Origin of the sequence: Streptomyces tibetensis (genome assembly GCF_007655005.1) — a bacterium.
Taxonomy (GTDB): domain Bacteria; phylum Actinomycetota; class Actinomycetes; order Streptomycetales; family Streptomycetaceae; genus Streptomyces; species Streptomyces tibetensis.
Map to the genome: position 1 here is coordinate 66,424 of NZ_SZVW01000028.1, position 20,067 is coordinate 86,490.

Below are 20,067 nucleotides of genomic sequence, written 5' to 3' on the forward strand. Positions count from 1 at the left end.
GAACCTCATCGGACTCAACGACAACTTCAGCGGAAGGCTTCGATCGCAATGGACGCGGTGGACAGGCAGCTCATCCAGGCCCTGAGGGAGAACGGCCGGGCCTCCTACGCGGAGCTGGGACGCCTCGTCGGACTGTCGGGACCCAGTGTCACCGACCGCATCAACCGGCTGGAGGCGGCCGGGGTCATCACCGGCTACCGGGCCACCGTCGACGCCGCCTCGCTCGGCCTCGGCGTCACCGCCCTCATCGGCGTCTCCCTCTCCGACGCCACCGACCACGAGGACGTGGCGCAGCGGCTGAAGGACCTGTCGGAGATCGAGGACTGCTGGTTCATCGCGGGCGAGGACTCGTACATGCTCAAGGTGCGGGCGGCGGACGTCGACGGTCTGGAGAAGATGATCCGGCGGCTCAGCGGCATCGAGGGCGTCTCCCGGACGCGTACGACGATCGTGCTCTCCACGAAGTGGGAGAACAGGGTCGGGGAGCTGCCCGAAGAGGAGTAGAGCGGTAGGCCCGAAGGGCCGTATGGGGGCACCTCCCGCCCGAAGGGTGGGGGCGTACGGTTGGGACGTCGTCGTAGAAAGGTGTGGGCATGGATCTCGGGCTCAAGCGCGAGCTGGAGGAGAAGGTCAGGGCGGGCGTCCGTCTGAGCCGTGAGGACGGCATCGCGCTGTACGAGTCGGACGACCTGGCCTGGCTCGGCGGTCTCGCGCACGAGGTGCGCACCCGCAAGAACGGCGACGTCGTGCACTTCAACGTCAACCGTCACCTCAACATGACGAACGTGTGCACGGCCTCCTGCGCGTACTGCTCCTTCCAGCGCAAGCCGGGGGAGAAGGACGCGTACACGATGCGCATCGAGGAGGCCGTCAAGCTCGCGAAGGCGATGGAGTCGGAGAACCTCACCGAGCTGCACATCGTCAACGGGCTGCACCCCAACCTGCCGTGGCGGTACTACCCGCGGTCGCTGCGGGAGCTGAAGGCCGCGCTGCCGGACGTCTCGCTGAAGGCGTTCACGGCGACGGAGATCCACCACTTCGAGACCATCTCGGGGATGAGCGCGTCGGAGATCCTCGACGAGCTCATCGACGCCGGTCTCGAGTCTCTCACCGGTGGTGGCGCCGAGATCTTCGACTGGGAGGTCCGGCAGCACATCGTGGACCACCGCACCCACTGGGAGGACTGGTCCCGAATCCACCGGCTCGCGCACGAGAAGGGTCTGAAGACCCCGGCCACGATGCTCTACGGCCACATCGAGGAGCCCCGTCACCGCGTCGACCACGTGCTGCGGCTGCGTGAGCTACAGGACGAGACCGGTGGCTTCCAGGTCTTCATTCCGCTGCGGTACCAGCACGACTTCGTCGACATGCAGGACGGCAAGGTGCGCAATCGCCTTCAGGCGCGGACGCAGATGGCGACCGGGGCCGAGGCGCTGAAGACCTTCGCGGTGTCGCGGCTGCTGTTCGACAACGTGCCGCACGTGAAGGTGTTCTGGGTCATGCACGGGGTGCAGACGGCGCAGCTCGCGCTTCAGCACGGTGCGGACGACATGGACGGGTCTGTCGTCGAGTACAAGATCACTCATGACGCGGACAACTACGGGACGCCGAACAAGCTGACGCGTGAGGATCTGCTCGATCTGATCCGTGATGCCGGGTTCCGGCCTGTGGAGCGGAACACTCGGTACGAGATCATTCGGGAGTACGACGGGCCGGACCCGGAGCGTCGCGAGTCGCCGCAGCCTATGCGGGTGTGAGGGCGGGTGCGGGTGCGTGGGGGGTTGTTCGCCCCCACGCGGCGGAGCCGCATGTCGATGGGGTCCCGCGCCCCTGACGTGGGTACCCGGAGGGCATGGTCAGGACCTCGGCACCTGAGGATGCCTATACCGCTGAACCCTTTGTTCCTGGGCGCGGTGGGCTTCCCGCTCTGCGGGAGGCCGCTGCCGGGTGTCGGGGGTGTCCCCTGCACCGGGATGCCACGCAGACCGTGTTCGGGGCCGGGGCCGAAGACGCCCGGGTCATGCTCGTGGGGGAGCAGCCCGGGGATCAGGAGGACCGGCAGGGGAAGCCGTTCGTCGGGCCTGCCGGGAAGCTGCTGGACCGGGCCCTCGAGGAGGCCGGCATCGATCCTTCCGAGGCCTATGTCACCAACGCCGTGAAGCACTTCAAGTTCACGCGGGCCGAGCCGCGCAAGCGGCGGATCCACAAGGCGCCGAACCTGCGGGAGGCGACCGCGTGCGGGCCCTGGCTCGCCGCGGAGCTCGCGGTCGTGGAGCCGGAGCTGATCGTCGTCCTGGGGGCGACCGCCGGGAAGGCGCTGCTCGGGTCCTCCTTCCGCGTCACGCAGGTGCGGGGCACGGTGCTGGAGGAGGACATCCACGGGCGGCCCGAGCGGCTGGTGCCGACCGTGCACCCGTCGTCGGTGCTGCGGTCCGACGACCGGGAGGCGGCGTACCGGGGGCTGGTGTCGGACCTCAAGGTGGCGGCGGACGCCCTGTCGTAATAGCTACCATTGCCACATGCCCCTTACCTTCACGCTCGAACCCGCCGTCACCCCCGAGTTGCGTGACGGCCTGCTCGATCTGTGGACCGATGTCTCCAACGCCGGCGGAGCCGTCGGATACGTGCCGCCGGTGACGCGCGAGGAGATCCGCCCCGCGCTGGTGAACCACTTCGCGTCGATGGCCGAGGGGCGGGTCAAGCTGCTCGTCGGGCACGACGAGGAGGGGCGGGTCGCGGCGACCGCGTTCCTGACCTTCAACACGCATCACCTCATGACGCACTGGCTGTGGCTGTACACGGTGATGGTGCACCCGAGGCATCACGGCAAGGGGTGGGGGCGGGAGCTGCTTCGTGCCGCCGCGGACGCGGCCCGGGGGATGGACGGGATCGAGGCGATCCGGCTGACCTGCCGGGGCGGTCTCGGTCTTGAGCGGTTCTACGCGTCCTGCGGATACAAGGAGGTCGGGCGCATCCCCGGGGCGATCCGGGTGGCGCCGGGGGAGGACCGCGACGACGTCATCATGCTGCTGCCCCTCGCCTGACCGTCGAAGACCCCCCTGCAAGATCGGCCGCTCGGCGTGCTTCACTGGACGGTGCCCCTTTGGGTGCGTTCCGGCCGTTCGAAACGGAAGAGTGGATTGAGATGCTCCGCTACACACTGATGCGCCTCGGAGTCTTCGTGGGCTGCCTCGTGGTCGTCTGGGGCGCCGTCTACACCGGCATCGCCCCCCGCGGACTGGGCAACAGCAACGGGCTGTGGGTCGTCCTCCTCGCCCTGCTGATCTCCGCGCCGATCAGTTTCGTCGTGCTGCGCAAGGAGCGGGACCGCGCCTCCGTGCAGGTCGCGCAGCGCGTCGACCGGATGAAGGCCAACCTGGACGCCAACCGCAGCCAGGAGGACGCCGCCGACGACACGGCCCGCACCCAGGGGCAGACCTCGTAGGTCCCCGTAAAGCCCCTCGCGCGTTCACAGCGCCCCGTTTCCGTACATGCTCGGAAACGGGGCGCATTGCGTTGTATGGGTGTGTGTGCGTCGTCACCTGCCAAAGAAAGGCTTTGGGGTCCCCAAAGTTCAGGTGTTAAGGTCGTGGTATGAAGTCAGCAGTCGCGCCCCATTCGCCCCTGAGCGCTCCGCTCGTGGCGCGGCTGCACGTGGATCTCTGTCGGTGCGCGTCCGCTTTCTGTCGTTCCTGACGTAACGCAACCCCCCCGCCGCCCCTCCCACGTCAGCTTTCCTACGCGTCCCCCCAACGGAGTCAGTCCGTGTCCTCACACACGAAGTCCTTCAAGGTGCCCTTCTGGGCCCAGATAATCGCCGGTCTCCTCCTGGGTGTGCTGCTCGGCTGGCTCGCCCGCGACCAGGACCTTTCCTGGCTGACCACGACACTCGAAAAGGTCGGCGACACCTTCATCGGGCTGTTGAAGCTCGCGGTCGCCCCGCTCGTCTTCTTCGCGATCCTGGTCTCGATCACCAACCTGCGGAAGGTCAACAACGCGGCCCGGCTGGCCTCGCGCACCCTCCTCTGGTTCATGATCACCTCACTGATCGCGGTCAGCATCGGCCTGGTCATCGGCCTGCTGACCAACCCCGGCGCCGGTACCGGCCTCACGCCCAAGGACGGCGCGAAGCCCGAGGACACCGGCTCCTGGATCGACTTCCTGACGGGCATCATCCCGACCGACGTCATCACGCCGTTCACCCAGCTGAACGTGCTGCAGATCGTCTTCATGGCCGCCGTCGCCGGCATCGCGGCCCTGCAGCTCGGCGAGAAGGCCCAGCCGATCCTCACCCTGAGCGAGTCCGTCCTCAGCCTCCTCCAGAAGGCGCTGTGGTGGGTCATCCGGCTCGCCCCGATCGGCACCGTCGGCCTCATCGGCAACGCCATCGCCACCTACGGCTGGGACCTGATCGGCAAGTACGCGACGTTCACCGCCGACATCTACGTCGGCTGCCTCATCGTGCTGTTCGGCGTCTACCCGACGCTGCTCGCGACCGTCGCCAAGGCCAACCCGGTCCAGTTCTTCAGGGGCGCCTGGCCCGCGATCCAGCTGGCCTTCGTCTCCCGCTCCTCCGTCGGCACCATGCCGCTGACGCAGAAGGTCACCGAGCGGCTCGGCGTGCCGAAGGAGTACGCCTCCTTCGCCGTGCCGTTCGGCGCGACGACCAAGATGGACGGCTGCGCCGCGATCTACCCGGCCATCGCCGCGATCTTCGTCGCCCAGATCTTCGACATCCAGCTGGGCGTCGGCGACTACCTGCTGATCGCGTTCGTCTCCGTGGTCGGCTCCGCCGCCACCGCCGGTCTCACCGGTGCGACGGTCATGCTGACCCTCACCCTCTCCACCCTCGGCCTGCCGATGGAGGGCGTCGGTCTGCTCCTCGCGATCGACCCGATCCTGGACATGATCCGCACCGCGACCAACGTCGCCGGCCAGGCACTGATCCCGGTCCTGGTCTCGGCCCGCGAGAACCTGCTCGACCGCACGGCGTACGCCACGGCCGACGGCTCGTCCCTGGACGAGCCGCTCGACGAGCCGCGCGACCGGACCGAACCGGTCACCGCGACCGCCTGACGGACCGCCGGGGGCATCGCCTGCACTTGCGGCAACTCGCCGAAGAGCAAGCGATGCCCCTTTGCTGTGTCCATGTACTCGCGCACCCGGTGGATCAGCCCGTCCCGGAGTTCGAAGACGAAGCAGTAGTCGTCGGCGTAAGGGCTGCCGTCGGCCGGCGTCGCCGTCATGGTCTCCTCGACGACCACCCGCTCGCCGTCCACGTGGAACCCGTGGAAGGTGACGGCGACGTCCCGGGTGAACAGACGGGGGAAGTCCTCGGTGAGGAACCGCACGATCGCCTCTCGGCCGACCATGTGGCTGGGGGCCTCCAGCGCGAGGGCTGTGGCGTTGCCCGCCGGCGCGAGCCACTCCGCGTCCTCGGTGAGGACCGCGGAGATCCGGTCGGCCTCGTGGCCGGCGAACGCCCTCCAGGCGTTCTGGACGACGACACGGCTCTGCTGCGACATGCTCGCGACCCCAGGTCAGGGCAGGCGTGCGGGCCGGCGGAATTCCGGCAGCACCCCCTGGCCGCCTCTCTGATCACCGCGGGCGATGGTCCGCCCGGCCCGTACGCTAAGCGCTATGGGTGCCGTGAAGACCAAGCGGATGCCGCGCGCGGTCCGTGAACAGCAGATGCTGGACGCCGCCGTGCGGATCTTCGGCCAGCGGGGCTACATGGCCGCCTCGATGGACGAGATCGCCGAACTCGCGGGCGTGTCCAAGCCGTTGGTGTACCTGTACCTCAACTCGAAGGAAGACCTCTTCACCGCCTGCATCCGCCGGGAGGCGAAGGCCCTCGTCGAGGCGGTACGGGCCGGGGTCCGCCGCGACCTGCCCGCCGACCGGCAGCTCTGGGAAGGGCTCGGCGCCTTCTTCGCGCACACCGGCGAGAACCCGGACGCGTGGTCGGTCCTGCACCTCCAGGCCCGTACGCACGGCGAGCCGTTCGCCGCCGAGGTCACCGCGATGCGCGAGGAGATCGTCGCGTTCGTGACCCAGCTGATCCTCGCCGGTGCCCGCGAGGCCCTCCCCCAGGCTTTCGGCTGCGCTCGAGCAGGGAGGGACCCCCACGACCCCGACCTGCCGGAACGCGAGGTCGCCGGCCTCGCCGAAGCCCTGGTCGGCGCCGCCGAGTCACTCGCCGCGTGGGCCAACGCCACCCCGGGCGTCACGCCCCGCCAGGCCGCGGGCACGCTGATGAACTTCGCCTGGGCGGGACTCGGCGACCTGATGGAGGGGCGGCCCTGGGCGCCTGAGGAGGAGCCGCCGGGCCCTCACGTCGCGTAGACGTCCCCCGTCACATGGACCCGGTCCTGCGGGCCGCGCAGCTCGAACCGGCCGTCCCGCGCCGCGTACGTCACCGTCCCGGGCAGCAGGACCGGGGCCCGGAACTCCGCGCGCAGATGGCACCAGTGGGGGACATCCTGTGCGGCGAGGCAGCGGGCCACGGTCCACATGCCGTGCGCGATGGCCCGGGGGAAGCCGAACAACCGGGCCGTGAGCGGGTGCAGATGGATCGGGTTGCGGTCCCCGGAGGCGGCCCCGTAACGGCGCCCGACATCCCCGGCGAGCCGCCACTCCTCGACCGCGGGCAGCGGCCCCCGCGCCTCCGGCTCCCGGGGGACCGCGGACAGCCGGTGCGTGCGGTGCCGGGCCAGGTACGTGCTGCTCGACTCCCATACGACGGAGCCACCGCGGCGCACCTCGGTGACGACCGTGGCCTCCGTACCGCGCCGGTGGGGAGCCAACCCCTCGACGTGCACGGAGAGTTCGTACCTGCCGCCGGGCGGCATCCGCTCGTGCCGCGTGACGGTGATCGAGGTGTGGACCAGGCCGAGCAGCGGCAGCGGGAAGTCCCGGCCGCTCATCAGCCGCATGGCCAGGGGGAATCCCAGCACGTGCGGATACGTCACCGGCAGCGCGTCCTCCCCGACGGGGAACCCGCAGACCCGCTCGTACGCCGCGAGCCGCGCGAGGTCGACGCGCACGTCGGGCAGCACGAGCCGGGTGCGGGGGAACTCCGCGTCGGGGCCGGGGCGTTTGAGGGGGGACAGCAGGGCACCGCGGGCGAGGAGCGGGGCGAGGGCGGGGGGCCGGGTGAGGGTGAGAGCGGTGGAGTCGGCCATCACGCCCCCAGCAGGCTCTGGCCGCAGACACGGACGACCTGGCCGTTGACCGCGCCCGAGGCCGGGTGGGCCAGCCAGGCGGTGGTCTCGGCGACGTCGGCCGGGAGGCCGCCCTGGGCGAGGGAGTTCATCCGGCGGCCCGCCTCGCGGATGAACAGCGGGACGGCCGCCGTCATCTTCGTCTCGATGAAGCCGGGCGCGACCGCGTTGACCGTCACGCCGTGCTCGTCGAGCGCGCGCGGCGCGAGGGAGCGGACCATGCCGACGACGCCCGCCTTGCTCGCCCCGTAGTTGGTCTGGCCGGCGTTCCCGGCGAGCCCCGCGATCGAGGCGGTGGCGACGATCCGGCCGCCGCGCCTCAGCGTGCCGTCCTTCAGCAGGGCGTCGGTGGTGCGCAGCACGCTCGCCAGGTTCACGTCGAGCACGCAGGCCCAGCGTTCCGCGGGCATGTTCACCAGACGCCGGTCACGGGTGATGCCCGCGTTGTGGATCAGCACGTCCAGCCCGTCGGGCAGGGCCTCGGCGATCCGGGCACCCGCGTCGGCGGCCGTCATGTCGAGCGGCAGCGCGGTGCCGCCGAGCCGCTCGGCGACCCGCCGGGCGTCCTGCTCGGCCTGCGGCACATCGAGCACCACGACCCGGGCGCCGTCCCGCGCGAGGGTCTCGGCGACCGCTTCGCCGATGCCCCGGGCGGCGCCGGTGACCAGGGCGGTGCGGCCGGCCAGCGGGCGCTCCGGGTCGGCGGCGGTCGTCTCCCGGGCGGCTCCCACCTCGATGACCTGCCCGCTCACGTAGGCCGACTTGGGCGACAGCAGGAAGCGCAGGGTGGACTCCGCGGCGGCGGCGTCCGTGAGCCGGACCAGGTTCACCGTCCTGCCCCGGCCGATCTCCTTGCCGAGGGAACGCGTGAAGCCCTCCAGGGCCTGCTGGGCCGCGGCCTGGTGGTGGTCCGCGGGGTCGAGCGGCGCGCCGAGCACCACCACGCGTCCGCTCGAGGCGACCGACCGCAGGACGGGGTGCAGGGCGGCGTGCACCTCCGCCAGGGCCTCGACGTCCCGCACCCCGGTCGCGTCCAGGACGACGGCGGCCGTCCGGCCGGAGCCGGCCGGGCCGGGTCCGGTACGGGCCAGGACCGGCGCCAGGTCGAGGGCGGACCGGCCGGCGGTGAGGTGCAGCAGCCCGCCGTCCAGGACGGGCCGTTCGGCGGACCAGCGGGTCAGCGCCGCGGGCTGCGGCAGCCCCAGCCGCTGGGTGAGGAAGCGGCCGGGCGCGGTACCGGTGAAGCGCAGATAGCGGTCGGCCATGGACGACTCCCAGTTCCCGAGGACGGTTCACTGACGCCCCACTCCTGCTTACCCTGGAGTAAGGTTACCGGAGGTAAGGCTACGTCACGCAGGAGGAGCGGGTCGAGATGAGCTGGTCGAGATGAGTTCCCGGCAGCTGTCGCCGTCGGTGCGGCGCGTGGCGATCGTCGGCGGAGCCCGCATCCCCTTCGCCCGTTCCGACGGCCCCTACGCCACCGCCTCCAACCAGCAGATGCTCACCGCCGCCCTCGACGGCCTCGTCGAGCGGTACGGACTCCAGGAGCCGGGCGCGGTCGGTGAGTTCGTCGCCGGGGCCGTGCTCAAGCACGCCCGCGACTTCAACCTCGCCCGCGAGACCGTCCTCGGCTCCGGGCTCCATCCGAGCACCCCCGCCTACGACATCCAGCAGGCCTGCGGCACCGGACTCCAGGCCGTCATCGCCGCCGCCAACAAGATCGCCCTCGGCCAGACCGAGTCGGCCGTCGCGGGCGGCGCCGACACGGCCAGCGACGCACCCCTCGGCGTCAACGACTCCCTGCGCCGCATCCTGCTGGAGGCCCGCCGGGCGAAGTCGCCCGGCGCCCGCCTGAAGGCCCTGGCGAAGCTGCGCCCGGGCCACCTCGTCCCCGACATCCCGCGCAACGCCGAGCCGCGCACCGGCCTGTCCATGGGCGAACACGCGGCCGTCACCGCCCGCGCCCGGGGCATCGCCCGCGAGGCGCAGGACGAACTCGCCGCCACCAGTCACCGGCGGCTGGCGGCGGCGTACGAACGCGGCTTCTTCCAGGACCTGGTGGTCCCCTTCCGCGGCCTGGCCCGCGACCAGAACCTGCGCCCCGGCTCAACGGTGGAGAAACTGGCCTTGCTGAAGCCGGTGTTCGGGCTCGGCCACCCCGACCCGACCATGACCGCGGGGAACTCCACCCCGCTGACGGACGGCGCCGCGACCGTCCTGCTGTCGAGCGAGGAGTGGGCCCGCGAGCGCGGGCTGGAGCCGCTGGCGTACCTCACCGCGTACGAGACGGCCGCCGTCGACTTCGTCGGCGGTGACGTGGCCGGTGGCGAGGACGGACTGCTCATGGCGCCCGCGTACGCGGTCCCGCGCATGCTGGAGCGGGCCGGCCTGGGCCTGGACGACTTCGACCTGGTCGAGATCCACGAGGCGTTCGCCTCCCAGGTGCTGGCGACGCTCGCCGCCTGGGAGAAGCGGGGCCTCGGCACGGTCGACCGCGCCCGGCTGAACGTCGCCGGCTCCTCCCTCGCCACCGGCCACCCCTTCGCCGCCACCGGCGCCCGGATCGTCGCCACCCTGGCCAAGCTCCTCACCGAACGGGACGCCCCCGCCCGCGGGCTGATCTCCGTCTGCGCGGCGGGCGGACAGGGGGTGACGGCCGTCCTGGAGCGTGCCTGAGGGCACCGGTGTGCAGAACCTGAAGTCCCCTCACGTAATCCCCGAGATTGCACAGGCCTGGCTCCGGACCATCCCCGAACCCGCACAACCCCGCCACGTCAGCGCCGTACGATCCCGTTCCTACCGCCAGTAACCCCATAAGGGCCTTCCAGGGGGGATTGAGCCGGTTGAGCGCCTCGGCGTGCGAGGCACGTACGTCATGCAGCAAGCAGTCCATCGCTGCACGCCCCAGGAGCCGCCCGTGTCCACTGCGTATCCCTCCTCCGCCTACGGCGACGCGTACGGGGGGCCGAGGCTCGTCGAGCCCGAGGTACGCCGGCTGGACGGGGCGGTCCGGGAGGCCTCCGTCCCGCCGCTGGCCCCGCCGTGGGCCCACGGGTCGCTCGCCGACCTGCCCTTCGACAACGCGAGCGCACACCCGGACGCCGTGGCACTCAGCCGCAAGGACGCCGACGGCAACTGGAGCGACGTCACGGCGGCGCGATTCGCCGACCAGGTGAGAGCCGTCGCCAAGGGCCTGATCGCCGAGGGCCTCATGCCGGGCGACCGGATCGCCGTGATGGCCCGCACCATCTACGAGTGGACCGTCCTGGACTTCGCCGCCTGGGCGGCCGGACTGGTCACCGTCCCCGTCTACCCCACCTCCTCCGTCTTCCAGACCCGCTGGATCCTCCAGGACTCCGGCGCGGTCGCCCTGGTCACCGAGACCGCCGCGCAGGCCGCCGCCCTCGGCCCCGAGCGGGAACGCCTGCCCGACCTCCAGCACATGTGGGTCGTGGAGAAGGGCCACGTGAACCGGCTCGCGGAAGCCGGAGCGCACCTGCCCGACCAGGAGGTCGAGGTACGGCGCGGCATGCTCGGCCCCGACACCCTCGCCACCCTCGTCTACACCTCGGGCACCACGGGCCGCCCCAAGGGCTGCGCGCTCACCCACGGCAACTTCTTCGCCGAGGTCGACAACGCCATCGAGCTGCTCTACCCCGTCTTCCGGGCCAAGACCAGCGAAGAGGCCTCCGTCCTGCTGTTCCTGCCGATGTCCCACGTCTTCGGCCGCATGGTGGCCATCGCCTGCATCCGCGCCCGCGTCCGGCTCGGCCACGCGCCGAGCATCAAGGCCGACCACCTGCTGCCGGACCTGGCCAGCTTCCGGCCGACCTGTCTGCTGGCCATCCCGTACATGCTGGAGAAGGTCTTCAACTCGGCCCGCGCCAAAGCCGAGGCGGGCGGCCGGGCCTCGTCCTTCGACCGCGCGGTGGCCGTGGCGCAGCGCTACGGAGAGGCCCTGGAGGCCCAGCAGACGGGCACCGGACCCGGCCCCTCCCGCGCCCTCAAGACCGCCCGGGCCTTCTACGACCCCCTGGTCTACCGCCGCCTCCGCAACGCCATGGGCGGCAGGGTCCGCTACGCCATCTGCGGCGGCTCCCCGCTCGGCCGCCGCCTCGCCGCGTTCTACGCCGGTGCCGGCATCGAGATCTTCGAGGGCTACGGCCTGACGGAGACCACCGGCGCGAGCACCGTCACCCCGCCCCTGAAACCCCGGCTCGGCACCGTCGGCTGGCCGCTGCCCGGCACCCGGGTGCGCATCGCCGCCGACGGGGAGATCCTCGTCGGCGGCGACCACGTGCTGCGCGGCTACTGGGACCCGCAGGCCGGCGGCGTCGTCCCCGCCGCTCCCGATGGCTGGCTCGCCACCGGCGACCTCGGCGAACTGGACGACGAGGGCTACCTGACGATCACCGGCCGCAAGAAGGAACTGCTGATCACCGCCGGCGGCAAGTCCGTCGCCCCGGCCCCGCTGGAGAACTGGCTGCGCTCGCACCCGCTGATCTCCCAGTGCCTGGTCCTGGGCGACGGCCGGCCCTTCGTCTCGGCCCTGATCACCCTCGACCCGGAGGGCATCACCCACTGGCGCCAGATGAACGGCAAACACCCGGTACCGGCCACCCTGCTCGTCGACGACGAGGAACTGCGCGCCGTCCTGCAACGCGCCGTCGACGAGGCCAACAAGCTCGTCTCCCGCCCGGAGTCGATCCGCCGCTTCGTCATCCTCCCCGAGGACTTCACAGAGGAGGCGGGCCATCTCACCCCGTCGATGAAGCTCCGCCGGGAGGCCGTGCTGCGGGCGTTCGCCACGGAAGTAGAGGGTCTGTACGCCCGGTGATTCACCTTTGCGATGTCTTCACACGTGCTTCTTGACGACGCACGGCGTCTGCCCGTTGGCTTTCGACCACCTCGTCACGATGCTCCCCCCATCGGAAGGCACCACCAGTGATACCGCGTAACACCCGTCAGGCCACCGTGCGGCGCATCTCCATCGCCCTGGCGGTCTCCGTATCGGCCCTGTCCCTCGCCGCCTGCGGCGACGGCGGGAGTGACGACTCCGCCGCGAAGAAGAGCAACGACATCACGGTGGGCCTGCTGCTGCCCGATCGGGACACGGCACGCTTCGAGAAGTTCGACTACCCGCTGATCAAGGAGGAGGTCGCCTCCCTCACGGAGAACAAGGGCAAGGTCCGCTACGCCAACGCCGAGGCCAGCGTGGCCAGACAGAGCGAGCAGTTCCAGAAGATGATCGACGACAAGGTGGACGTCATCCTCGTCGACGCCCTGAACTCCAAGAGCATCGCCACCGACGTGCAGAAGGCCAAGGACGCCGGCATCCCGGTCATCGCCTACGACCGGCTCGCCGAGGGCCCCATCGACGCCTACGTCTCCCACGACAACGAACTCGTCGGCCAGGTGCAGGGCCGCGCCATCATGGGGGAACTCGGCGACAAGGCCCAGAAGAGCAAGGTCGTCATGATGAACGGCGACCCCGCGGACCCCAACACCGCACGCTTCAAGGACGGCGCGCTCAGCGAACTCCAGGGCCAGGTCGACATCGTCGCGCAGTACGACACCAAGGAGTGGAAGCCCGCGATCGCCAAGGCCAACATGAAGAAGGCGATCCAGAAGGTCGGGCTGAACAACATCGCCGCCGTCTACTCGGCCAACGACGGCATGGCGGGCGCCGTCATCGAGGCACTGCGGGAGGCCGGAGCCACCAGGATGCCGCCGGTCACCGGACAGGACGCCAACCTCGACGCGGTGCAGCGGATCGTCTCCGGCGAGCAGTACATGACCGTGTACAAGTCCTTCCTGCTGGAGGCGACCAACGCCGCGAAGATCGCCGTGGCCAAGGTCCAGGGCCGGGACATCGAGTTCGCCGCGCTGACCCGGGAGACGGTCGCCAGCCCGACGCAGAAGAACATCCCGGCGATGCTGGTGCCGGTGGTCGCCCTCACCAAGGACAACATCAAGGACACGGTGATCACCGACGGCGTGTACACCATCAAGGACATCTGCACCCCGAAGTACAAGGCGGACTGCGCGGCCATCGGCCTGGAGTAGCGTCCGGGCGCGTCCGCGCCTCCCGCCCCTCCGGACGGGCGCGGCACGCGGGGCCGCCAGGTCGCGCGGGGGCCATCGCGGATCGGCATGCGGCCGCCGGGTCGCGCGGGAGGGGCCTTCGCGGATCGGCATGCGGCCGCCGGGTCGCGCGGGAGGGGCCTTCGTGGATCGGTATGCGGCCGCCGGGTCGCGCGGGAGGGGCCTTCGTGGATCGGCATGCGGCCGCCGGGTCGCGCGGGAGGGGCCTTCGCGGACCGGTCCGCCCCGCCAGGGACGCGCGGTGGGTGCCGCACGGGTCTTGACTTCGCAAGAGCCCCGCGCGACATTCCCCACCCCTTTCGCGTTCTCGTCGGGCTGGAGCGGCCATGACCACACCCACGGACACCCCGGGCACCGCCGAAGCCCCGTCCCGAAGACGACTGCTGGCCGGGGCCGCCGGCGCCGGGCTCGCGGTCGCCGCCGGAGTGCACCAAGGCGCCCGGGCGGCCGACTTACCGCCGCTCGGCACGTACGACGTCGTCGTCATCGGCTCCGGCGCCGCCGGCATGACCGCGGCGCTGACGGCCGCGCGCCAGGGCCTGAGCTGCGTCGTCGTGGAGAAGGCACCGACCTTCGGCGGCTCGGCCGCCCGCTCCGGTGCCGGGATCTGGATCCCCGACAACTCCGTGATCCTCGCGGCCGGGGTCCCGGACACTCCCGCGAAGGCCGCCTCCTACCTCGCCGCGGTCGTCGGCCCGGAGATCCCCGCCGACCGGCAGCGGGCCTTCCTGACCCACGGCCCGGCGATGATCTCCTTCGTCATGGCGAACAGCCCCCTGAGGTTCCGCTGGATGGAGGGCTACAGCGACTACTACCCCGAGCTGCCCGGCGGCCTGCCGAACGGCCGCTCCATCGAACCGGACCAGCTCGACGGCAACCTCCTGGGCGCCGAGCTGGCGCACCTCAACCCGCCGTACATGGACGTCCCCGCCGGCATGGTCGTCTTCAGCGCCGACTACAAGTGGGTCGCCCTGGCCGCCGTGAACGCCCGGGGCGCAACCGTCGCCGCCCAGTGCCTCGCCCGCGGCGCGAAGGCGGCGACGCTCGGCCAGAAACCCCTGACGATGGGCCAGGCGCTGGCCGCGGGCCTACGGGCGGGCCTGCGCTCGGCCCAGGTCCCGGTCTGGCTGAACACGCCCCTGACGGACCTGCACGTCGAGAACGGCACGGTGACGGGAGCCGTCGTCAGCCGCGACGGCACACCCGGACTGCTCCGCGCCCGCCGGGGCGTGATCGTCGGCTCGGGCGGCTTCGAGCACAACGCGGCGATGCGGCAGCGCTTCCAGCGGCAGCCCATCGGCACGGAGTGGACCGTCGGGGCGAAGGAGAACACCGGTGACGGCATCCGGGCGGGGGAGCGGCTGGGCGCGGCGCTCGACCTGATGGACGACGCCTGGTGGGGCCCGGCGATCCCGATCCCCGGACAGCCGTACTTCTGCCTCGCCGAACGCACCCTGCCCGGCGGGCTGCTGGTCAACGGCGCGGGCCGGCGCTTCGTCAACGAGGCCGCGCCCTACAGCGACGTCGTGCACACCATGTACGACGAACACGAGGCGATCCCGTCCTGGCTGATCACCGACCAGAACTACCGCAACCGGTACCTCTTCAAGGACGTCCTGCCGACCCTGCCCTTCCCCGACGCCTGGTACGACTCCGGGGCCGCGCACAAGGAGTGGACCCTGGACGCGCTGGCGGCCTCGATCGGCGTCCCGGCGGCGGCCCTGCGTACCAGCGTGAACCGCTTCAACGCCCAGGCGCTCCAGGGCGAGGACCCCGACTTCCACCGGGGCGACAGCACCTACGACCACTACTACACGGACCCCTCGATCCTCCCCAACTCCTGTCTGGCGCCCCTCTGGCTCCCCCCGTACCACGCCTTCCGCATCGTCCCCGGCGACCTCGGCACCAAGGGCGGCCTCCGCACGGACGCCCGGGCCCGGGTGCTGCGGGAGGACGGCTCGGTGATCCCCGGCCTGTACGCGGCGGGGAACGCGAGCGCGGCCGTGATGGGCCACAGCTACGCGGGCGCGGGGTCGACGATCGGCCCGGCGATGACGTTCGGGTACATCGCGGCGAGGGATGCCGCGGGGGTGCTGTAGTCCCGGGTCGCCTCTCGTGCGGTTCTGGTCGGAGGGCGTTGCGAGGGCTGAGCGTGAGCCGGTCTCGGTGCGCCTGGGGGCACCCGGGACCGGTCGCGGAGCCGCCCGGGGCGTCGCGCGTGGGGCTGCGGCGATGCGCCGGGCGGCTTACTCCGCCGGCTTGCGGGCCACGAGGCTCGCCTGGGCGACCGGCTCGCCCTGTGCCTCGTCCGCCTCCCTCACCGTCGTGGCGCGGACGGTGAAGCCGGCGCCGCTCAGCAGGGCGGCGATGCGTTCCGGCCGGCGCCGGCGGAAGGTCAGGGACACCCGGTGCCCGAAGGCCTCCTCGTAGCGGCGGGGCTCGTCGCCGCACTGGAAGCCGAGGAGCAGATGGCCGCCGGGGCGCAGGACGCGGTGGAAGCCGGCGAAGAGGGCGGGCAGGTGCTCCTCGGGCGTGTGGATGATGGAGTACCAGGACACGACGCCGTCGAGCGAGCCGTCCGGCAGGTCCAGCTCCAGCATCGAGCCCCGCACGAACCGCAGGTCCGGGTGCTCGCGGCGGGCGATCGTGAGCATCGACTCCGACAGGTCGAGCCCGAACACCGACAGCCCCCGGGACGCCAGGTACGCCGTCACCCGCCCGGGCCCGCATCCCAGGTCCGCGACCTCGCCGCCCGCACCCACGAGCTCCGCGAAGCCGTACAGCACGCCCCGGTCGAGTGGCGACCCGGGCCGCAGGTCGTCGAAGTGGACGGCGTACTCCTCGGCCACGGTGTCGTAGAAGGTGCGGGTCTCGGTCACGAAGTCGGCGTCGGTCACGGCCGCAGACCCTAGCGCGGCGCCGTCTCTCAGGGGCGGCCCCGCCGGGCGCCGACACCCACACCCGCTCCGATCGCCGTACCGAAACCGAGGCCCAGGGCCAGGCCCAGGGCGAGGTTGTCGAAGACGGTCATGCCGAGCACCAGCCCCATGGCCGTGCCGAGGGACAGGCCGACCGACAGGCCCGTGGCCAGAGTCCGGTCGGCGGGCGGGTCGCCGGGCTCCTCGCCGTTCTCCTGATCATTCTGCATCCGCCCATCGTCCCACGGCCGGAATTCACCGGGAATTCATCGGGCGGAAGGGCTTGGATAAGGGCAGGAGCCCCGTCGCCTTGCGGCGCGGGGCTCCTTGGGTACTACAAATCAGACCGGCGTGACGTTCTCAGCCTGCGGGCCCTTCGGGCCCTGCGTGACGTCGAAAGACACCTGCTGGTTCTCCTCGAGCGAGCGGAAGCCGCTCGCGTTGATCGCGGAGTAGTGGACGAAGACGTCGGGGCCGCCGCCCTCCTGGGCGATGAAACCAAAGCCCTTTTCGGCGTTGAACCACTTGACGGTTCCGGTAGCCATAAGCCCTCCTTGGGCTTCAAAAGGGTTGCCCTGCTCCAGAACCAGCAAGTGTGAAGATGAATTCCGCACAAGTGCATATGTCTGAGAATGACGAGAGCCCGCGGTCACATGCTCCGCAGGCTCTGTACTGCAAGGGAAACCAAACTGCAACTTGCGACGAGCCTAGCACGCAGGCCGCGGAATGCAATAGGGGTCAAGATCACGTCACCCGAATGTTTGAACATCCTTCCGCCGACTGGCGGAGAGGCGCCCACCACGGGCTCGCAACCTCGACGGCGGGGTCGCGCGCCGGTCCGTACGCCGTGAGGGCTAGCCTCACGATGTGGACAATCCTCGCACCCGGCCGCGCGTCGGCCACATCCAGTTCCTGAACTGCCTGCCCCTGTACTGGGGGCTCGCGAGAACGGGCACGCTCCTCGACTTCGAGCTCTCCAAGGACACCCCGGAGAAGCTCAGCGAGAAGCTGGTGCAGGGCGAACTCGACATCGGTCCGATCACCCTCGTCGAGTTCCTCCGGCACGCCGACGATCTGGTCGCCTTCCCCGACATCGCCGTCGGCTGCGACGGCCCGGTCATGTCCTGCGTGATCGTCTCGCAGGTCCCGCTGGACCGTCTGGACGGCGCCCGCGTCGCCCTCGGGTCGACCTCCCGCACCTCCGTCCGCCTCGCCCAGCTGCTCCTCGCCGAGCGCTACGGCGTCCAGCCGGACTACTACACCTGCCCGCCCGACCTGAGCCTGATGATGCAGGAGGCCGACGCCGCCGTCCTCATCGGCGACGCGGCCCTGCGCGCGAACATGCTCGACGGGCCGCGCTTCGGCCTGGAAGTGCACGACCTCGGCGCGCTGTGGAAGGAGTGGACGGGCCTGCCGTTCGTCTTCGCGGTCTGGGCGGCCCGCCGCGACTACCTGGAGCGCGAGCCGGTCATCACCCGCCGGGTGCACGAGGCCTTCCTCGACTCCCGCAACCTCTCCCTGGAGGAGGTCGGCAAGGTCGCCGAGCAGGCCGCCCGCTGGGAGGCCTTCGACGAGGAGACCCTCGCCCGCTACTTCACCACGCTCGACTTCCGCTTCGGCGGCCCGCAGCTGGCCGCGGTCGCCGAGTTCGCCCGGCGGGTCGGCCCGACGACCGGCTTCCCCGCGGACGTGAAGGTGGACCTGCTCCAGCCGTGAGCCGGACGGTGCTCCCGCACTACTCTGCTGGAGAGTGCAGGCGCACCGGGACCGGTGACGTCCCCGCCTGCCTTCGGGGGAGGGGTGACGCCCATGCGGCCGCTCGACGTCGACGAACCATCCGTCGTGGGGCCCTACCGGCTGCTGGGCCGGCTGGGCTCCGGCGGCATGGGCCGGGTCTACCTCGGCCGCAGCGCCGGTGGCCGCACGGTCGCCGTGAAGATCGTGCATCCGCACTTCGCGCTGGACGAGGAGTTCCGCACCCGTTTCCGGCGTGAGGTCGACGCCGCGCGCCGGGTGGGCGGCGCCTGGACGGCGCCCGTCCTGGACGCCGACCCGGGGGCGCGGGTGCCGTGGGTGGCGACGGCGTACGCGGCCGGACCGTCGCTGTCGGCCGCGATCGCCGACGCCGGACCCCTGCCGGCCCACACCGTACGGGCCCTCGGGGCGGGACTCGCCGAGGCGCTGGCGGCGGTGCACGAGCTGGGGCTGGTGCACCGGGACGTGAAGCCGTCGAACGTCCTGCTGACCCTCGACGGGCCGCTGCTGATCGACTTCGGGATCGCCCGGGCCACGGACGGCACCGCGTCCCTCACCTCCACCGGCGTGTCCATCGGCTCGCCCGGCTACATGTCGCCCGAGCAGATCCTGGGCAAGGGCGTCACGGGCGCGGCCGACGTCTTCTCCCTGGGCGCGGTCCTCGTGTACGCGGCGACCGGCGAACCGCCCTTCCCCGGCGACTCCTCCGCCGCCCTGCTCTACAAGGTCGTCCACGAGGAGCCGGAGCTCGGTCTGCTGGACGGTGAGCTGCGGCGTCTGACGGCGGCCTGCCTCGCGAAGGACCCGGGCACCCGGCCCGCCCCCGCGGAGCTGGCCCGCCGCCTGGCCCCCGAGGGCGCGGCCCGGCTGGTGACGGGCGGGTGGCTGCCCGGGGCGCTGGTGGAGCAGGTGAGCCGCAGCGCCGTGCGGTTGCTGAATCTGGAGGTGACGGGGGTGGGAGAGGGAGCGGGGCCGGGAGCCGGGGGGCCGTCGGGGCCGGTCGGGTTCAGCAGCCCTTCGGTGGGGGAGCGGGAGGGGGCGGGGGGAGAGGCGCTCGGGACGTTCGGACCACCGCCGCTGATGCGGTCGCCCGCCGCGCCTGTACCGCCTGTACCCCTCGCACCCCCTGTTTCGCCCGGTACCTCTGTTCCGCCCGGCACCTCTGTTCCGCCCGGCACCTCTGTTCCGCCCGGCACCTCTGTGGCGGCAGGGGCGCAGGGAGCGCCGCGGGCGCAGCCGGGCGACCGAAACCTCGACGCGATCGAGGCCGCCGTCGCCGGGCAGTCACCGGCACGCCACGACGCCGCCGTCGCCGGGCAGTCACTGGCACGCCACGACGCCGCCGTCGCCGGGCAGTCACCGGCACGCCACGACGCCGCCGTGCCCGAGCCCCGGGACGGCGACCACCCCCAGGACAGCCCGAGCCCCGGGACGGCGACCACCCCCAGGACACCGCTCCCGCCTCCGGGCGCCGCCCGGGCAAGGTCACCGTCTCCGTCGCGGCGACCTCCGCGCCGGAGGGCGGCGGGCGGGTGCGCAGGCTCAGCTGCTCCGTGGCGCTGGCGGTCGCGGGGGCGATGGCGGCCGTGACGATCGGGTCGGTGTTCGTGTTCGACCTGCTGCCGGATCGAGGCGGCGGCCAGGACGACGCGGACTCGAGCAGCGGCTCCGACTCGCCCCCGGCGGCGACCGCCAGCTCCGCTCCCTCCGCCGGTGCGGTGCCCGCCGCGTACCTCGGCACCTGGGAGGGCCAGGGCGTCGCCCTCGACGGCGGACTGCCCCTCGGCACGTTCCGCGTCACGGTCGAACAGGCCACCGTGGGCGCTGAGTTGGGCAAGCTTCGTCAGACCGACCAGATCGGCGGGGTCTGCGTCGACGTACTCACCCTGAAGCAGGTGACGCAGAAGGAGCTCGTCGCGACGTCGGTCGGCGCGAAGACCAACCACAGCGGCTGCAACCCGGCGAAGACGACCGTGCACCTCAAGCCGGTGGGGGATGACCTGCAGTACCGGTCGGAGAGCGAGGAGTCGGGGCGACCGCGGGCTCGGATGTCGAGGGTGGGGTAG

19 protein-coding genes and 2 pseudogenes are annotated in these 20,067 nt (G+C 71.6%); 15 read left to right on the forward strand and 6 right to left on the reverse strand.

What is annotated here, in order from left to right:
* The first annotated feature begins 48 nt into the window (after window positions 1-48).
* The 7 genes and pseudogenes from FDO69_RS36520 to FDO69_RS36545 all read left to right on the forward strand — a co-directional run bounded on the left by FDO69_RS36520 (window position 49) and on the right by FDO69_RS36545 (window position 5,076).
* A complete protein-coding gene (locus tag FDO69_RS36520) occupies window positions 49-504 on the forward strand; it encodes an Lrp/AsnC family transcriptional regulator (RefSeq protein ID WP_104787311.1) in 456 nt (151 codons plus the stop codon).
* A gap of 89 nt (window positions 505-593) precedes the next feature.
* A complete protein-coding gene (gene mqnE, locus FDO69_RS36525; RefSeq protein ID WP_104787314.1) occupies window positions 594-1,757 on the forward strand; it encodes an aminofutalosine synthase MqnE in 1,164 nt (387 codons plus the stop codon).
* Between the two features lie 95 nt (window positions 1,758-1,852).
* Window positions 1,853-2,503 carry a UdgX family uracil-DNA binding protein gene (locus FDO69_RS36530; RefSeq protein WP_104787317.1) on the forward strand — a complete coding sequence of 217 codons (651 nt, stop codon included), beginning with the start codon at window positions 1,853-1,855 and terminating at the stop codon, window positions 2,501-2,503.
* 16 nt (window positions 2,504-2,519) lie between these two features.
* Complete coding sequence (locus FDO69_RS36535) at window positions 2,520-3,044, forward strand: GNAT family N-acetyltransferase (protein WP_104787320.1); 525 nt, start codon at window positions 2,520-2,522, stop codon at window positions 3,042-3,044.
* Between the two features lie 101 nt (window positions 3,045-3,145).
* Window positions 3,146-3,445 (forward strand): DUF4229 domain-containing protein, encoded by a 300-nt coding sequence (locus tag FDO69_RS36540; protein ID WP_104787322.1) that lies wholly within the window; start codon window positions 3,146-3,148, stop codon window positions 3,443-3,445.
* Window positions 3,446-3,636: 191 nt separating this feature from the next.
* Window positions 3,637-3,696: pseudogene (locus FDO69_RS43165) on the forward strand (putative leader peptide); the annotation flags it as partial.
* Window positions 3,697-3,765: 69 nt separating this feature from the next.
* Entirely contained in the window at window positions 3,766-5,076 is a 1,311-nt protein-coding gene (locus FDO69_RS36545) for a dicarboxylate/amino acid:cation symporter (RefSeq protein WP_104787325.1), read from the forward strand.
* 98 nt (window positions 5,077-5,174) lie between these two features.
* On the opposite strand, the pseudogene FDO69_RS36550 reads toward FDO69_RS36545, so the two are convergent.
* Window positions 5,175-5,525 (reverse strand): annotated as a pseudogene (locus FDO69_RS36550) (nuclear transport factor 2 family protein); the annotation flags it as partial.
* 115 nt (window positions 5,526-5,640) lie between these two features.
* Between FDO69_RS36550 and FDO69_RS36555 the strand changes: the two are divergent.
* On the forward strand, window positions 5,641-6,345 hold the full coding sequence (locus tag FDO69_RS36555) for a TetR/AcrR family transcriptional regulator (RefSeq protein ID WP_104787327.1): 705 nt from the start codon (window positions 5,641-5,643) through the stop codon (window positions 6,343-6,345).
* On the opposite strand, the gene FDO69_RS36560 is transcribed toward FDO69_RS36555, so the two are convergent.
* Window positions 6,333-7,184, reverse strand: coding sequence for a MaoC family dehydratase (locus FDO69_RS36560; RefSeq protein ID WP_104787441.1), 852 nt, complete (start codon window positions 7,182-7,184; stop codon window positions 6,333-6,335). The genes FDO69_RS36555 and FDO69_RS36560 overlap by 13 nt on opposite strands.
* On the reverse strand, window positions 7,184-8,488 hold the full coding sequence (locus tag FDO69_RS36565; RefSeq protein WP_104787329.1) for a 3-oxoacyl-ACP reductase: 1,305 nt from the start codon (window positions 8,486-8,488) through the stop codon (window positions 7,184-7,186). Before FDO69_RS36565 ends, FDO69_RS36560 begins: the two co-directional genes overlap by 1 nt.
* Before the next feature lie 121 nt (window positions 8,489-8,609).
* Here FDO69_RS36565 and FDO69_RS36570 point away from each other — a divergent pair, with 121 nt between their 5' ends.
* The 4 genes from FDO69_RS36570 to kstD all read left to right on the forward strand — a co-directional run bounded on the left by FDO69_RS36570 (window position 8,610) and on the right by kstD (window position 15,427).
* The gene (locus FDO69_RS36570) at window positions 8,610-9,899 is read left to right on the forward strand and encodes an acetyl-CoA C-acetyltransferase (RefSeq protein WP_104787331.1); all 1,290 of its coding nucleotides are present in this window, start codon (window positions 8,610-8,612) and stop codon (window positions 9,897-9,899) included.
* Between the two features lie 241 nt (window positions 9,900-10,140).
* On the forward strand, window positions 10,141-12,060 hold the full coding sequence (locus FDO69_RS36575; RefSeq protein ID WP_170320993.1) for an AMP-dependent synthetase/ligase: 1,920 nt from the start codon (window positions 10,141-10,143) through the stop codon (window positions 12,058-12,060).
* 107 nt (window positions 12,061-12,167) lie between these two features.
* Window positions 12,168-13,289 carry a sugar ABC transporter substrate-binding protein gene (locus FDO69_RS36580; protein ID WP_104787334.1) on the forward strand — a complete coding sequence of 374 codons (1,122 nt, stop codon included), beginning with the start codon at window positions 12,168-12,170 and terminating at the stop codon, window positions 13,287-13,289.
* A 365-nt stretch (window positions 13,290-13,654) separates the two neighbouring features.
* A complete protein-coding gene (gene kstD, locus FDO69_RS36585; RefSeq protein WP_104787337.1) occupies window positions 13,655-15,427 on the forward strand; it encodes a 3-oxosteroid 1-dehydrogenase in 1,773 nt (590 codons plus the stop codon).
* A 147-nt stretch (window positions 15,428-15,574) separates the two neighbouring features.
* On the opposite strand, the gene FDO69_RS36590 is transcribed toward kstD, so the two are convergent.
* The 3 genes from FDO69_RS36590 to FDO69_RS36600 all read right to left on the reverse strand — a co-directional run bounded on the left by FDO69_RS36590 (window position 15,575) and on the right by FDO69_RS36600 (window position 16,791).
* Window positions 15,575-16,225: a class I SAM-dependent methyltransferase gene (locus FDO69_RS36590; RefSeq protein WP_104787339.1), complete on the reverse strand. Its 651-nt coding sequence runs from the start codon at window positions 16,223-16,225 to the stop codon at window positions 15,575-15,577.
* Between the two features lie 29 nt (window positions 16,226-16,254).
* Complete coding sequence (locus FDO69_RS36595) at window positions 16,255-16,476, reverse strand: glycine zipper domain-containing protein (RefSeq protein WP_199838355.1); 222 nt, start codon at window positions 16,474-16,476, stop codon at window positions 16,255-16,257.
* A 111-nt stretch (window positions 16,477-16,587) separates the two neighbouring features.
* Window positions 16,588-16,791, reverse strand: coding sequence for a cold-shock protein (locus FDO69_RS36600; RefSeq protein WP_003992177.1), 204 nt, complete (start codon window positions 16,789-16,791; stop codon window positions 16,588-16,590).
* Window positions 16,792-17,113: 322 nt separating this feature from the next.
* Here FDO69_RS36600 and FDO69_RS36605 point away from each other — a divergent pair, with 322 nt between their 5' ends.
* The 3 genes from FDO69_RS36605 (at window position 17,114) to FDO69_RS36615 (ending at window position 20,067) form a co-directional block, all read left to right on the forward strand.
* Window positions 17,114-17,962, forward strand: coding sequence for a menaquinone biosynthetic enzyme MqnA/MqnD family protein (locus FDO69_RS36605; protein ID WP_031103061.1), 849 nt, complete (start codon window positions 17,114-17,116; stop codon window positions 17,960-17,962).
* 93 nt (window positions 17,963-18,055) lie between these two features.
* Window positions 18,056-19,591: a serine/threonine-protein kinase gene (locus FDO69_RS36610; RefSeq protein ID WP_240806346.1), complete on the forward strand. Its 1,536-nt coding sequence runs from the start codon at window positions 18,056-18,058 to the stop codon at window positions 19,589-19,591.
* Window positions 19,555-20,067: a hypothetical protein gene (locus tag FDO69_RS36615; protein ID WP_240806347.1), complete on the forward strand. Its 513-nt coding sequence runs from the start codon at window positions 19,555-19,557 to the stop codon at window positions 20,065-20,067. The genes FDO69_RS36610 and FDO69_RS36615 overlap by 37 nt, the downstream gene beginning before the upstream one ends.

Coding starts and splice junctions, on each gene's coding strand:
- FDO69_RS36520 (WP_104787311.1), top strand. CDS start 49: ATGGACGCGGTGGACAGGCAGCTCATCCAGGCCCTGAGGGAGAACGGC.
- mqnE (WP_104787314.1), top strand. CDS start 594: ATGGATCTCGGGCTCAAGCGCGAGCTGGAGGAGAAGGTCAGGGCGGGC.
- FDO69_RS36530 (WP_104787317.1), top strand. CDS start 1,853: ATGGTCAGGACCTCGGCACCTGAGGATGCCTATACCGCTGAACCCTTT.
- FDO69_RS36535 (WP_104787320.1), top strand. CDS start 2,520: ATGCCCCTTACCTTCACGCTCGAACCCGCCGTCACCCCCGAGTTGCGT.
- FDO69_RS36540 (WP_104787322.1), top strand. CDS start 3,146: ATGCTCCGCTACACACTGATGCGCCTCGGAGTCTTCGTGGGCTGCCTC.
- FDO69_RS36555 (WP_104787327.1), top strand. CDS start 5,641: ATGGGTGCCGTGAAGACCAAGCGGATGCCGCGCGCGGTCCGTGAACAG.
- FDO69_RS36560 (WP_104787441.1), bottom strand. CDS start 7,184: ATGGCCGACTCCACCGCTCTCACCCTCACCCGGCCCCCCGCCCTCGCC.
- FDO69_RS36565 (WP_104787329.1), bottom strand. CDS start 8,488: ATGGCCGACCGCTATCTGCGCTTCACCGGTACCGCGCCCGGCCGCTTC.
- FDO69_RS36570 (WP_104787331.1), top strand. CDS start 8,610: ATGAGTTCCCGGCAGCTGTCGCCGTCGGTGCGGCGCGTGGCGATCGTC.
- kstD (WP_104787337.1), top strand. CDS start 13,655: ATGACCACACCCACGGACACCCCGGGCACCGCCGAAGCCCCGTCCCGA.
- FDO69_RS36595 (WP_199838355.1), bottom strand. CDS start 16,476: ATGCAGAATGATCAGGAGAACGGCGAGGAGCCCGGCGACCCGCCCGCC.
- FDO69_RS36600 (WP_003992177.1), bottom strand. CDS start 16,791: ATGGCTACCGGAACCGTCAAGTGGTTCAACGCCGAAAAGGGCTTTGGT.
- FDO69_RS36610 (WP_240806346.1), top strand. CDS start 18,056: ATGCGGCCGCTCGACGTCGACGAACCATCCGTCGTGGGGCCCTACCGG.